This is a genomic window from Paraburkholderia antibiotica (genome assembly GCF_012927125.1).
Classification (GTDB): Bacteria; Pseudomonadota; Gammaproteobacteria; order Burkholderiales; family Burkholderiaceae; genus Paraburkholderia; species Paraburkholderia antibiotica.
In genome coordinates this window covers 137,998-151,596 of sequence record NZ_JABBFZ010000016.1, presented here as the reverse complement: position 1 = coordinate 151,596, position 13,599 = coordinate 137,998, and the positions used below count along the sequence as shown (strand labels likewise).

Sequence of the window (13,599 nt, the reverse complement as noted above, 5' to 3'; positions counted from 1 at the left end):
AGCCGCCCTCGTCAGGGGCGGCTTTTTTATGGCTCGCGACAAATTCCGAAGGACTCCTCAGGCGTTGACGAGCGTCGGCCCCGCGTCGGCCCCGCGTTGGCCCCACGTTGACACGCGTCGACCCGCATCGTCGCGATCCGCACACCGCGGCGCACGGGGTTCGTCAGCGCGCATAACAGCGCGTTATCACCTGATGAAAATTGAATATTTTTACGGCTTTTTCCGATCGGTAGATTGCTCGTCATTCCCCATGACACGAGAGAACTACCATGCACAAAGCAGTAAAACTCGCGGCGGCCCTAGTTCTGAGCGCAGCGGCCGCGTCGTCCGCGTTCGGTCAATCGATCAAGGTGACGCTGCTCGGCACCGGCACGCCCATCCTGAACATCAATCGCTTCGGCATCAGCATGCTGGTCGAAGCCGGCGGCCAGAAGCTTCTCTTCGACGCGGGCCGCGGCGTGGCCATGCGGCTGCACCAGGCCAAGGTGCCGCTGAAAGATCTCGACGCCGTGTTCATCAGCCTGATGAACTCCGACCACGTCACCGGCCTGACCGACCTTTACGCATCGGCGCCGCTCCCCACCGACGACGGCCGGCGAACCCAACCCGTCGTCATGTACGGGCCGGACGGCATCGATAACGTCGCCGCCGGTCTGCAGTTGATGCTCAAGGACAACAACCGACTGCGCCTGCTGCAACAGGAAACCAATCCGGGCGCGATCCGCATCGAGGCACACACGACCCATCCGGGCGTGATCTACGAGAAAGATGGCGTCACGGTCAGCGCGTTTCTGATTCAGCACGGCGTTACCCAGCCCGACTACGGCTACCGCGTCGAGTATCAAGGTCACTCGGTCGTCGTCACCGACGACTGTACGTACTCCGAAAACCTCACGCAGCACGCCAAGGGCGCCGACCTGATGGTGCAAAGCGTCGCCATCGCGAGCAAGGAGCTCGAGAAGGCGGACATGGACTACGCCAGCCACTTCTACAGCTATCTCGCCAACCCCGCGACGACCGGGAAGATCTTCACCGAGTCGCGTCCCAAGCTCGCCGTGCTCGCGCACATCTCGCTCTATAGCCGTCACGGGATTCCACGCGCCAGCATGGACGAACTGCGCAGCCGGATCGCCGAGCACTACGACGGCCCCTTCGTGATCGGCGACGACCTGATGTCCTTCGTCGTCGACGCGAGCGGCGTGCATCAGTTGCCGTACGACGCGAACGCCAAATTCAAAGAACCGGCCTGATCGGCTCGCAACCCGCCACCTACTTCAGAGCGTACCAACATGCGAACTTCCTTCACGCCCACTCGCGCGGCCGTGGCCGCCGTCGGCCTCGCCATCGCCTCCTCGGCTCATGCGCAATCGTCGGTAACGCTGTATGGCGTCGCGGACATCGGCATCAACTACTCGTCGAACACGCAAACCTCGGTCGGCGCGAACGGTGTGCCGGTGGGTCACAGTCAGACGTTTATCGCCGACGGCCTGAACGCCGGCAAGATGGGGAGCCGCTGGGGCATCCTCGGCAAAGAAGACCTCAGCGCCGGCCTGCAAGCGGTGTTCAATCTCGAGAACGGCTTCTCGATGGCGAACGGGACGTTCGCACAAGGCGGCGCAGAATTCGGCAGGCAGGCCTGGGTCGGTTTGAAGTCCGACACGCTCGGCATGCTTTCCGCCGGACGGCAGTACGAGTTCACGACCGAGTACGTGGGCGTGCTGTCGGCGGTAACGACATTCGGCGGCGAGTTCTCCACGCACCCGGGAAACGCCGACGGCCTGCTGAACATTCGCCGCGTGAACAATGCGCTCAAGTACCAGAGCCCCGATTTTCACGGCATCAGCTTCGGCACGCTCGTCGGCCTGGGTGGCGTACCTGGCTCGATCTCGCAGAACTCGGTGTTTGGCGGCGGGTTGCGCTACAACGCCGGCGGCTTCGCGGCCGCGGTGAGTTATCTCAACGCACGCAACCCCAATATCTCGGCCTACGGGATCAATCCCAACGCGGGCGGAGTCACGAGCAACAACCTCGGCTCGGCGGGCTCGGCGACGTCGGCGCAATCGGCGCCCATCATCGCGGGATTCGCGTCGGCGAATACGCTGGAGGAAATCGCCGTCGGCGGCACGTACAAGTTTGCCAACGAACAGGTCGGCGCGGTGTTCACCCGAACCGCCTTCAAGGGGCTGGGCAACACGAGTCAATCCGGACCCAATCCGCTGCATTTGCAGGGCAGCGCCAACGTCAGTAACGCGGAAGTCAGCTTCAAGCACAATTTCACGCCAACCCTGTCGGCGGCGGCCGCTTACGACTATGCGTGGGTGTCGAGCGTGGGCAACCTCGGCACGTCGCATTACCACCAGGTCTCCGCGGGTAGCGACTATGCGTTGAGCAAGCGAACCGATCTGTACGTGCTCGCCGCGTGGGAACAGGCGAACGGCACCAACTCGCTGGGCAAACCGGCGGTGGCGCAAATCGGCTTCATGAGCCCGTCGGCGACGAATCACCAGGTTGCGCTGACTGCCGGTATCGCGCATCGGTTCTGAAGGACTGCGCCGCTCTTTCGAGCTTAGGCGCTTCGACCGTTCGGAGTTCGATGCGAAGAAGCGGCGTGGCTTCGATGCGAGAAAACCAGTGACATCGTCATTACGTTAGCGCGCGTGGCCGACCCCAACCCAACGCGCGCAGGCAAGGCGTCCCGGCAGGCGCGGCAGGGCAAACCCAGCCACGCCTGCCCTGTCCGCAAACCCTCAAGGTTTGCGGGCTTTTTTGTTTCCAGACCGGGGCAATGCCACGCGGTGCGCAGCCCTCTTCGTCCCTTGCCGCGAGCTTGCGCACTACTCGCACTACTTCGTCTGCGCGTCGCCTTGCCCGTTCCACGCCTGCGGCGCCGCCTCCTTGCCCGCCACCGAATACAACGCCCCCGGCGCATTCCGCGTGCGTTGAAACTGTTCGAGCGTCTCGCCGCGCATCGCCGCATAGATGTGCAGGTTCGACACGCCCACCACGGCCCCGACCTTTTCCAGCAGGAAGAAAATCACGCCGTAGTGCAGCAGACCCTGCCAGTCGCGACGTCGGAGCAGATCGCGCTCTTCGTCCGAAAGTCCCGCCGCCGCGAAGCTCGCCTCCTGATCGGCGACGAACTGCGCGCGATGCGCGGGCTCGATCATCCGATGCAGATACTCGTTGATCCGCCACGCCTTGACCGCCGTGCCGACCGAAAACGGATGCGTGCCGGCGAGCTTCTCCACGCCGGCCGTCTGCGCGGCCATATGCGCAAGATGGCGCGCGGTGATCGCCGGGTCGGTCGGCGTGTCGTCGAGCGGCTCGTAGATCGCCGTGGCGATGCCGGTCATCGACGGCAAGTAGTACGCACGATGCCGGCACACGATGTTCGCCGGCAGCGCACCGCGCATCGCCAGCCACATGATGACTTCCGCGCCTTCATAGCCACCGCGCGTCGCATATTCGGCGAGCGTGAGCTGGCTCAACTGCTCCGGATCGCGCTCGAACAGATCGAGAAAGCGCGCGTCCCATTCGGTGTTGTTGAACCCCGAGCGCTCGCCATGCACCTGATGCGAAAGGCCGCCGGTCGCCACGATCGCGACCTTCAGGTCTTCCGGATAGCTCTCGATCGCGCGGCGCAGCGCCTGACCGAGCTTATAGAAGCGCTTCGCGCTGGGCACCGGCAACTGCAGGATGCCCATCTGCAACGGCACCAACCTGACCGGCCACGCGGGCTCGTGCGGACACAGCACCGACAGCGGCGAGAAGCAGCCGTGATCGAGCGGCTTGTTCTGGAAGAACGACATGTCGAACTCGTCGGCGACGAGCGACTGGCCGATGTGCGCCGCGAGTCCGGGATGACCGTCGATCGGCGGCAGATCGCGCGCGCCGCCGCCTTCGTCGGCGGTCTGCCATTGCGCGCCGACACCGAGCGCGAACGCCGAGTAATGATCGAAAAAGAACGACGTGATGTGATCGTTGTAGATGTACAGCAGAACGTCCGGGCGCTTAGCCGCGATCCATGCGGTCAGGGGTGCGAAGTTCTCGAAGATCGGGGCCCACGCGGGATCGTTGCGTTTGTCCTTGTCGTAGGCGAAGCCGATCGTCGGCGTGTGGGAGGTGGCGAGGCCACCGATGATGCGTGCCATGCAAAAGCTCCTGCGTCATGTGCTTCGCCGGTGGGCAACCGGCTTTCTCCCGCCGGTCGGGCCGACCGGGCGCAAGCGGGCTGTTTCTGGCGAACCGTTTATCGATGCCCGCACGGTATAAACCCGCTCCAACGCGAGCCACTCAGGGCTATCCCTGGGATGCCTACAGATAGTTTTGACACAGGTCAAACGTCTCGCCGCGTGCCTGGATGAAGCCCCGCGCCTCAAGGCTTTCCGGTCACTCATCGGCGCTTGCACTGAGCCCAGGCGCTGGCACCCGATAAACAGATCGCATGGCCGGATAAGACCGGGCGATGAAAACAGCATATTTCCGTTTCATGACAGCCGATGTTAAATTGCGGCTTCCGGCGCCGGCCATGAGCCGCTAGCGCTGCCCGGCGACCGACGCCGGAATGTCATCGAACACAAATAGAATCGCGCGATTCGCGTCCGCGCCCTTCCGAACCGGAGACAAATCGATGAATTACAAGCCGCTGTTCCGTTCGCTTTCCGTTGCCGCCGTCCTCAGCGTCGGTCTTGCCCAGACCGCTCACGCGGCGACCGAAATCCAGTTCTGGCATGCGATGGAAGCCGCATTGGGCGAACGTCTGAACGACATCGCGAACGACTTCAACAAATCGCAAAGCGACTACAAGATCGTGCCGGTGTTCAAGGGCACCTACGACCAGACGCTCGCGGCCGGCATCGCCGCCTATCGCAGCGGCAACGCGCCAGCCATCCTGCAGGTCTACGAAGTCGGCACCGCGACGATGATGCAGGCCAAAAAGGCCGTCATTCCGGTCACCGAAGTGTTCAAGACCGCCGGCGTGCCGCTCGACCAGAAGGCCTTCGTGCCGACCATCGCAAGCTACTACAGCGACTCGAAAACGGGCGAGCTGATCTCGATGCCGTTCAACAGCTCGACGCCGGTGCTGTACTACAACAAGGACGCGTTCAAGAAGGCCGGGCTCGATCCGAACCAGCCGCCGAAGACCTGGGGCGAACTGCATGCCGACGCGCAGAAGCTGAAGGCCTCGGGCATGTCGTGCGGCTATTCGTCGGGCTGGCAAAGCTGGATTCAGTTGGAGAACTACAGCGCGTGGCACGCGGCGCCGTTCGCGTCGAAGAACAACGGCTTCGACGGCCTCGACGCGCAGCTCGAATTCAACAAGCCGCTGCAGGTCGCGCACATCCAGTTCCTGCAGAGCATGTCGAAGGACGGCACCTTCACCTATGTCGGCCGCAAGGACGAACCAGTGTCGAAGTTCTATAGCGGCGACTGCGGGATCATCACGAATTCGTCAGGCTCGCTCGCGACGATCAAGAAATACGCGAAGTTCAATTTCGGCACCGGCATGATGCCGTACGACGAGAGCGTGAAGGGCGCGCCGCAGAACGCGATCATCGGCGGGGCGAGCCTGTGGGTGCTGTCGGGCAAGGACCCGGCCGTCTACAAGGGCGTCGCGAAGTTCCTCGCGTATCTGGCCACGGCGCCGGTTGCCGCGAAGTGGCATCAGGACACCGGCTATCTGCCGATCACCACCGCCGCGTACGACCTGACGCGCCAGCAGGGCTTCTACGACAAGAACCCCGGCAGCGACACCGCGATCCGCCAGATGATGAACAAACCGCCGCTGCCGTTCACGAAGGGCCTGCGTCTGGGCAACATGCCGCAGATCCGCACCGTGATCGACGAAGAACTCGAACAGGTGTGGGCGGGCAAGAAGACGCCGCAACAGGCGCTCGACTCGTCGGTTGCGCGCGGTGACGACCTGCTGCGCCGCTTCGAGAAATCCGGCAGCAACTAAAGCGGCAAGCCGGGCCCGCAACCGCAGCCGCCCCGTCCGGACGACCCCGCCGGGGCGGGCCAAACGGAGCGGCCCACCAGCCATCACCTGCCAACGATCGATGCCGGCGCGAACGCATCAGCATCGATCGTCGCAGCACACCGTGGAAACTTCGATGGAAAAGCGCTCCCGTTTCGGCACCAGCGCGCTGCCCTACCTGCTGGTCGCGCCGCAGCTGCTCATCACGCTGGTCTTCTTCCTGTGGCCGGCAGGCGAAGCGCTCTGGCAATCGACACAAAGCCAGGACGCGTTCGGCACCTCCAGCGAGTTCGTCGGACTCGCGAACTTCAAGCAGCTCTTCGCCGATCCGCTCTATCTGGCGTCGTTCAATACGACGATCGTGTTCTGCGCGCTCGTCACCGTGTCGGGCCTCGTGATCTCGCTGCTGCTCGCGGTCTGCGCGGATCGCGTGACGCGCGGCAGGAAGGCCTATCAAACGCTGCTGATCTGGCCGTACGCGGTCGCGCCGGCCATCGCCGCGGTGCTGTGGACGTTCCTGTTCAACCCCAGCATCGGCCTCGTCACCTATGCGCTCGCGAAGCTCGGCGTCACGTGGAATCACGCGCTCAATCCGGGCCAGGCGATGTTCCTCGTGGTGCTCGCGTCGGTGTGGCAGCAGATCAGCTACAACTTCCTGTTCTTCTATGCGGGCCTGCAGGCGATTCCGCGCTCGCTGATCGAAGCGGCCGCGATCGACGGCGCGGGCCCGGTGCGGCGCTTCTTCGGTATCGCGTTGCCGCTGCTGTCGCCGACCACGTTCTTCCTGCTGGTGATCAACATCACCTACGCGTTCTTCGACACCTTCCCCGTGATCGACGCCGCGACCGGCGGCGGCCCCGGCCAGGCGACCCGCACGCTGATCTACAAGATCTTCGCCGAAGGCTTCCAGGGGCTCGACATCGGCAGCTCGGGCGCGCAGTCGGTCGTGCTGATGGCCATCGTCGTCGCGCTGACGGTCGTGCAATTCCGCTTCATCGAACGCAGGGTGCAATACTCATGATCGAGAACCGACGCGGTTTCGACCTGTTCTGCCACGCGGTGCTGATCGTCGGCGTCGCGCTGGTGGTGTTCCCCGTGTACGTCGCGTTCTGCGCGGCGACGATGAACTCGCACGAAGTCTTCACGGTGCCGCTGTCGCTCGTGCCGAGCACGCATCTGTTCGAGAACATCGCGACCATCTGGACCCAGGGCACCGGCAACGCGGCGGCGCCGTTCAACCGCATGCTGTTCAACAGCCTCGTGATGGCGCTGGTGATCGCGATCGGCAAGATTTCGGTGTCGATGATCTCCGCCTACGCGATCGTCTACTTCCGCTTTCCGTTTCGTACGGCCGCGTTCTGGCTGATTTTCATCACGCTGATGCTGCCGGTCGAAGTGCGGATTTTCCCGACCGTGCAGGTGGTGTCGTCGATGCATCTGAGCAATACGTACACCGGTCTGACGCTGCCGCTGATCGCGTCGGCCACCGCGACGTTCCTGTTCCGCCAGTTCTTCAAGACGCTGCCGGACGAATTGATGGAGGCTGCGCGCATCGACGGCGCGGGTCCGCTGCGGTTCTTCTGGGACGTCGTGCTGCCGCTGTCGCGCACCACGATGGCGGCGCTCTTCGTGATCACCTTCATCTACGGCTGGAACCAGTATTTGTGGCCGATCCTGATCACGAGCCAGCAGTCGCTGACCACGGCGGTGATCGGCATCAAAGGCATGATCGCCTCGGGCGACACCGCCACCGAATGGCATCTGGTGATGACCGCGACGCTGCTCGCGATGCTGCCGCCGCTCGTCGTCGTGCTGACGATGCAGCGCTGGTTCGTGCGCGGCCTCGTGGATTCGGAGAAGTGAGCGGGCACGTGTCGTCGTTACGTTCGGGCAACGGCGACGCGCTGCGGACGACTTCACGCACTTTCAGACACCTTCAAGCACTCAAGGCAAAGGTTGGAACGGCATGGCTGCACTGACTCTACAAGGCGTCAAAAAAACTTACGACGGCAAACAGTTCATCCTGCACGGCATCGACGTCGATGTGGCCGACGGCGAATTCGTCGTGATGGTGGGACCGTCCGGCTGCGGCAAATCCACGTTGCTGCGGATGGTGGCCGGGCTCGAACGCATCTCCGACGGCAAGATTTCGATTGCCGGCAAGGTCGTCAACGAGCTGGAGCCGAAGGATCGCAACATCGCGATGGTGTTCCAGAACTACGCGCTCTACCCGCATATGAGCGTGGCCGAGAACATGGGCTACGCGCTGAAGATCGCGGGCGTCGAGCGCGCGCAGATCGCCAGACGCGTGGAGACCGCCGCGCAGATTCTCGAACTCGAACCGCTGCTGCAGCGCAAGCCGCGCGAGCTGTCGGGCGGGCAACGGCAGCGCGTCGCGATGGGCCGCGCGATCGTGCGCGAGCCGGCGGTGTTTCTGTTCGACGAACCGCTGTCGAATCTCGACGCGCGTCTGCGCGTGCAGATGCGCCTCGAAATCCAGCGTCTGCATGCGCGCCTCGCGACCACGAGCCTGTACGTCACGCACGATCAGATCGAAGCGATGACGCTCGCGCAGCGCGTGATCGTGATGAACAAGGGCCACGCCGAGCAGATCGGCGCGCCGACCGAAGTCTACGAGCGGCCGGCCACGGTGTTCGTCGCGAGCTTCATCGGCTCGCCGGGGATGAACCTGCTCGACGGCCGCATCTCCGACGACGGTTCGACCTTCGACGTCGCCGGCAACGGTCCGAAGCTGCCGCTCGCGGGCGTGCCGTCGATCGGCCGCGAAGTCGCGCCGGGCCGCGAATGGACGCTCGGTATCCGCCCCGAGCATCTGAGCCCGGGCACGCCGAACGCGCCGCACGCAACGCTCACCGTCGACTCCTGCGAACTGCTCGGCGCGGACAATCTCGCGCATGGTCACTGGGGCAAGCACGACGTGACCGCGCGGCTGCCGCATGCGCATCGTCCGGCAGCGGGCGAGGCGCTGCAGGTCGCGCTGCCCGCGCAGCATCTGCACTTCTTCGATCCGCAGACGGGACGGCGGGTGAATTGATATGGGCGCGGGATGCTATCGGGGTGTCCCGCGTCGCACACGCAGACGCAGTCGCCGCGATCCAGAACAACGAATCACCCACGCCTCAGGGACATCATGACAAGCCTCGCGCCGCGCGCGCTTCGCTCCTATGCGGTCATCGCGGCGCTGCTGCTGGGTGCATCGCCGGCCTTCGCCTACGTCGCGCCGGGCACGAACCCCGACGAATCGAACCTCAGCAACCACAACACCTACACGAATCGCGACGGCAACACCGTGCACGCGCCGGCCCGTTCGCTATCGGGCCAGGTCCCGGAAGGTGCGACCGCGCGCTGCCGCGACGGCAGCTACAGCTTCAGCCGGCATCACAGAGGCACCTGCTCGCGCCATGGCGGCGTCGCACAATGGCTGTGACTGGTGGCAAGACACGCGGTGAGACAAGCCGGGAAGCACGAGCGCGTGAGCGCCGCAACTGAGCCTTCGCAACTGAGCCCCTCCAGTTGAGCCCCTGCAGCGGGACATCTGAGCCTGCACGTAACCAGGCGCCAAACACACCCGCGGCGCGCGGGCCACGCGCAAACCGCCCGCCAGCGCGAGCGCCCCCTGCCGCCCCGCCCCCGCCGCGAAGTACAATGCCACCTGAACCACTGCCGCGCGCGCGAACGTCGTCGAAATCCGCTGCCGCGCCGGCCGGCGCCGGGCACTCAGCCCGGCCCTGACACACCGATTACCCATTCACCCTCGACTGCCCGCCCGCACGCGGCCGGCGTCGTCAACGTCTACTGCAAGCAAATGGCCCAATACGTTTTCACCATGAACCGGGTCGGCAAAATCGTGCCGCCCAAGCGCCAGATCCTCAAAGACATCTCGCTGTCGTTCTTCCCCGGCGCGAAGATCGGTCTGCTCGGCCTGAACGGCTCGGGCAAGTCGACGCTGATTCGCATCATGGCCGGCGTGGATACCGAGATCGAAGGCGAAGCAACGCCGATGCCGAACCTGAACATCGGCTATCTGCCGCAGGAGCCGCAGCTCGATCCGCAGAAGACCGTGCGTGAAGCGGTCGAGGAAGGTCTCGGCGACGTCTTCAACGCGCAGAAGAAGCTCGACGAAATCTACGCGGCCTACGCCGAGCCGGACGCCGACTTCGACGCGCTCGCCGCCGAGCAGGCGAAGTACGAAGCGATCCTCGCGACCTCGGACGGCAGCGCCGAGCAGCAGATCGACATCGCCGCCGACGCGCTGCGTCTGCCGGCCTGGGACGCGAAGATCGAACATCTGTCGGGCGGCGAAAAGCGCCGCGTCGCGCTGTGCAAGCTGCTGCTGCAAAAGCCCGACATGCTGCTGCTCGACGAACCGACCAACCACCTCGACGCGGAATCGGTCGAATGGCTCGAACAGTTCCTGACGCGCTTCCCGGGCACCGTGGTCGCCGTCACCCACGATCGCTACTTCCTCGACAACGCCGCCGAGTGGATTCTCGAACTCGACCGCGGCCACGGCATTCCGTGGAAGGGCAACTACAGCAGCTGGCTCGATCAGAAGGAAGAGCGCCTGAAGCAGGAAGAAGCGTCGGAATCGGCACGCCAGAAGGCGATCAAGAAGGAACTCGAGTGGGTGCGCCAGAACCCGAAGGGCCGTCAGGCGAAGTCGAAGGCGCGTATCGCCCGCTTCGAGGAGCTGAACAGCCAGGACTACCAGAAGCGCAACGAGACGCAGGAAATCTTCATCCCGGTCGGCGATCGACTCGGCAATGAAGTGATCGAGTTCAAGAACGTCAGCAAGTCGTACGGCGACCGTCTGCTGCTCGATAACGTCAGCTTCAAGATTCCGGCCGGCGCGATCGTCGGCATCATCGGGCCGAACGGCGCCGGCAAGTCGACGCTGTTCCGCATGCTGACCGGCAAAGAGCAACCCGATTCGGGCGAGATCGTGAAGGGCCCGACGGTCAAGCTCGCTTACGTGGATCAAAGCCGCGAAGCGCTCGAAGGCACGAAGACCGTGTTCGAGGAAATCTCGGGTGGCGCGGACGTGCTGACGGTCGGCAAGTACGAAACGCCGTCGCGCGCGTACATCGGCCGCTTCAACTTCAAGGGCGGCGACCAGCAGAAGATCGTCGGCAATCTGTCGGGCGGCGAGCGCGGTCGTCTGCATCTGGCGAAGACGCTGATCGCGGGCGGCAACGTGCTGCTGCTCGACGAACCGTCGAACGACCTCGACGTCGAAACGCTGCGCGCGCTCGAAGACGCACTGCTCGAATTCGCGGGCTCGGTGCTGGTGATCTCGCACGATCGCTGGTTCCTCGACCGGATCGCGACGCACATCCTCGCGTTCGAAGGCGACTCGCAGGTCACGTTCTTCGACGGCAACTACCAGGAATACGAAGCCGACAAGCGCGCGCGTCTCGGCGAGGAAGGCGCGCGGCCGAAGCGTCTGCGCTACAAGCCGATCTCGCGTTAAGCGGGTCGCGGGCCTCGTCGTCTGTCCCGCGTTATGGCGGATGGACGGTGAGGCATGCGCGTTGCTTGGGGTCGCGTGGGGCCGGGGGTTCACGCGACCGCTCGCGCGCAACGTGCGCGCAACGTCAGCGCACAGCCCGCGCAAAAGCGGCGCGACGCCCGCCGCCAGGTCGGAAGATGCGCCATTCGCGCAGGCCTGAGCCGGTCATCGATCGGCACACCGCGCGACGCGGTCACGAGGAGACAAGCATGGCGATGTCGAAGGGCAGACGCTGGATCGTCGTCGTGGGCGGCACGTTGCTGGCGTTGCTTCTGATCGCCATCGGCGCGCTGCAATTCGCGCAACAGGAAGTCAAGGATCGCATCAGCGCCGCGCTCGGCCCACTCGGCAGCGCCGAGCGCATCGACGTCGGCCTCACCTCGGTTCACCTCTCCCACGTTCTGCTGAAAGCGCCGCCCGGCTGGCCCGCGGGCGAGCCGCTGCGCGCGGACGAAATCATCATCACGCCCGATGTGCGCGCTCTGCTCGCGCGGCGCATGCATATCCGCGAAGTCGTGGTGCGCGGCTTCGACATGGCCGTTTTGCGCAAGCAGGACGGTTCGCTGAACCTGCTGCCGAATCTGCGTCAGTCGGTGAACAACGCCGATCAGCCGAACCGCGGCGCGCCGGCGTCGGTGCCGAGCGAAAAACAGGTCGACCGGATCCGTTTCGAGCAAGGTAATTTCCATTTCTACGACATGACCGTCGGACCGCCCGCCTTCAAGGTGACGGTCAGCAACGCCAACGCGACGGTCGACAACCTGCATCTGCCGTCGCTCACCGAGCCGACCCAGGTCAGCGTCAACGGCTCGATCAAGGGGCCGACGCATACGGGCACCGTCACGTTCGACGGCTGGATCAGGATCGCCAGTCGCGATTCGCAGACCACCAGCAAACTGCACGGCGTCGACATCGCGATGCTCGATCCGTATCTGCTGAAGAAGGCCGGCACGCGCGCGCAGGTGACGGGCGGCACCGTCGACCTGACGGTCGAATCGACAGTGCGCAACTATCATCTGCACGCCCCCGGCACGGTGACGGTCCACAATCTGCAACTTGCTGAAACCGACAACCCGCTCGAGACCTTCCTCGCGATTCCGACGCACGCGGCCGTCGCCGCGCTGAAGAAGCACAACGGCGACATCACGCTGCATTTCGTGCTCGACGGCGATTTGCGCGATCCGAAGTTCTCGGTGCGCGAAGGTATCCTCACGCGGATCGGCGCGGGGTTTGCGCAAGCGCTGGGGGTGAGCGTGGAAGGGGTCGCGAAGGGTGCGGGCGAGACTGTCAAGGGTCTCGGCAATGCGTTGAAGAATCTGCTGGGGCAGTAGCGGGCGGCTTCAGTTGGTTGAGTTCGAGCCGTCGAATCTGGGCCGATGAGCCGGAGCCGTTGAATCAGGCCGTTTAATTACGGCCCAGGTCCAATCCGGCCCGCCCCGCTCAAACTGGCAGGCCCAACGCCCGCAACCGCGTCGCCGTTTGTGCGGCACTCGTGTGATGCACGCCGTGCCAGCCGAGCGCCGTCGCGGCTTCGGCGTTCTTCGGGTTGTCGTCGATGAAGACCAGTTCGGCGGGCGCGATGCCCGGCAGTTGCGCATCGATCCGGCGACGCATCTCCGCGAAGATCGCCGGATCGGGCTTCACCAGCTTTACCCGCCCCGACACGACAATGTCGCGAAACCGCCGCAGCACCGGATAGTGCTCCCACGCATACGGAAACGTCTCGGCCGACCAGTTGGTGAGCCCGAAGAGCGGCACCTGCGCCGCTTCGAGCCGTTCCATCAGCGCGACGCCGTCGTCGAGCACACCCGCCACCATCTCGTGCCAGCGCTCGTAGAACGCGCGGATCAACGGCGCGTGATCGGGAAACTTCGCGACCAGTTCGTCGGTCGCTTCGACGATCGGCTGACCGCCGTCCTGGCGGATCACCCAGTCCATCGAGCAGACATGCGTGAGGAACCAGCGGCGCTCGGCTTCGTCGGGAATCAGCTGGCCATACAGATACTCGGGATTCCAGTCGATCAGCACGCCGCCGAAATCGAACACCACCGCCTTGATCGCCATGCGCTCTCCATTGGTTCGCCAGTTCAGC

Annotated in this window: 11 protein-coding genes; 9 read left to right on the top strand and 2 right to left on the bottom strand. The window is 64.5% G+C overall.

Features of this window, described 5'->3' with window-relative positions; translation table 11 throughout:
- Positions 1 to 350 precede the first annotated feature (350 nt).
- Both HHL14_RS23875 and HHL14_RS23870 read left to right on the top strand, forming a co-directional pair.
- Positions 351 to 1,250 carry an MBL fold metallo-hydrolase gene (locus HHL14_RS23875; protein WP_329601718.1) on the top strand — a complete coding sequence of 300 codons (900 nt, stop codon included), beginning with the start codon at positions 351 to 353 and terminating at the stop codon, positions 1,248 to 1,250.
- Between the two features lie 39 nt (positions 1,251 to 1,289).
- Positions 1,290 to 2,543, top strand: coding sequence for a porin (locus tag HHL14_RS23870; protein ID WP_169500047.1), 1,254 nt, complete (start codon positions 1,290 to 1,292; stop codon positions 2,541 to 2,543).
- Between the two features lie 300 nt (positions 2,544 to 2,843).
- On the opposite strand, the gene HHL14_RS23865 is transcribed toward HHL14_RS23870, so the two are convergent.
- Entirely contained in the window at positions 2,844 to 4,151 is a 1,308-nt protein-coding gene (locus tag HHL14_RS23865) for a gallate dioxygenase (RefSeq protein WP_169500046.1), read from the bottom strand.
- Between the two features lie 479 nt (positions 4,152 to 4,630).
- On the opposite strand from HHL14_RS23865, the gene ugpB reads away from it, so the two are divergent.
- The 7 genes from ugpB to HHL14_RS23830 all read left to right on the top strand — a co-directional run bounded on the left by ugpB (position 4,631) and on the right by HHL14_RS23830 (position 12,838).
- Positions 4,631 to 5,959 (top strand): sn-glycerol-3-phosphate ABC transporter substrate-binding protein UgpB, encoded by a 1,329-nt coding sequence (gene ugpB / locus HHL14_RS23860; protein WP_169500045.1) that lies wholly within the window; start codon positions 4,631 to 4,633, stop codon positions 5,957 to 5,959.
- Positions 5,960 to 6,113: 154 nt separating this feature from the next.
- Complete coding sequence (ugpA, locus tag HHL14_RS23855) at positions 6,114 to 6,998, top strand: sn-glycerol-3-phosphate ABC transporter permease UgpA (protein WP_169500044.1); 885 nt, start codon at positions 6,114 to 6,116, stop codon at positions 6,996 to 6,998.
- Complete coding sequence (ugpE, locus tag HHL14_RS23850; protein ID WP_169500043.1) at positions 6,995 to 7,840, top strand: sn-glycerol-3-phosphate ABC transporter permease UgpE; 846 nt, start codon at positions 6,995 to 6,997, stop codon at positions 7,838 to 7,840. Before ugpA ends, ugpE begins: the two co-directional genes overlap by 4 nt.
- A gap of 103 nt (positions 7,841 to 7,943) precedes the next feature.
- Positions 7,944 to 9,032 (top strand): sn-glycerol-3-phosphate import ATP-binding protein UgpC, encoded by a 1,089-nt coding sequence (locus tag HHL14_RS23845; protein ID WP_169500042.1) that lies wholly within the window; start codon positions 7,944 to 7,946, stop codon positions 9,030 to 9,032.
- 96 nt (positions 9,033 to 9,128) lie between these two features.
- Positions 9,129 to 9,425: a DUF3761 domain-containing protein gene (locus HHL14_RS23840; protein WP_169500041.1), complete on the top strand. Its 297-nt coding sequence runs from the start codon at positions 9,129 to 9,131 to the stop codon at positions 9,423 to 9,425.
- Positions 9,426 to 9,803: 378 nt separating this feature from the next.
- A complete protein-coding gene (ettA, locus tag HHL14_RS23835; protein WP_169500040.1) occupies positions 9,804 to 11,468 on the top strand; it encodes an energy-dependent translational throttle protein EttA in 1,665 nt (554 codons plus the stop codon).
- Between the two features lie 248 nt (positions 11,469 to 11,716).
- Complete coding sequence (locus HHL14_RS23830) at positions 11,717 to 12,838, top strand: DUF748 domain-containing protein (RefSeq protein WP_169500039.1); 1,122 nt, start codon at positions 11,717 to 11,719, stop codon at positions 12,836 to 12,838.
- A gap of 109 nt (positions 12,839 to 12,947) precedes the next feature.
- On the opposite strand, the gene HHL14_RS23825 is transcribed toward HHL14_RS23830, so the two are convergent.
- Positions 12,948 to 13,571 (bottom strand): HAD family hydrolase, encoded by a 624-nt coding sequence (locus HHL14_RS23825; RefSeq protein WP_169500038.1) that lies wholly within the window; start codon positions 13,569 to 13,571, stop codon positions 12,948 to 12,950.
- Positions 13,572 to 13,599: the final 28 nt, after the last annotated feature.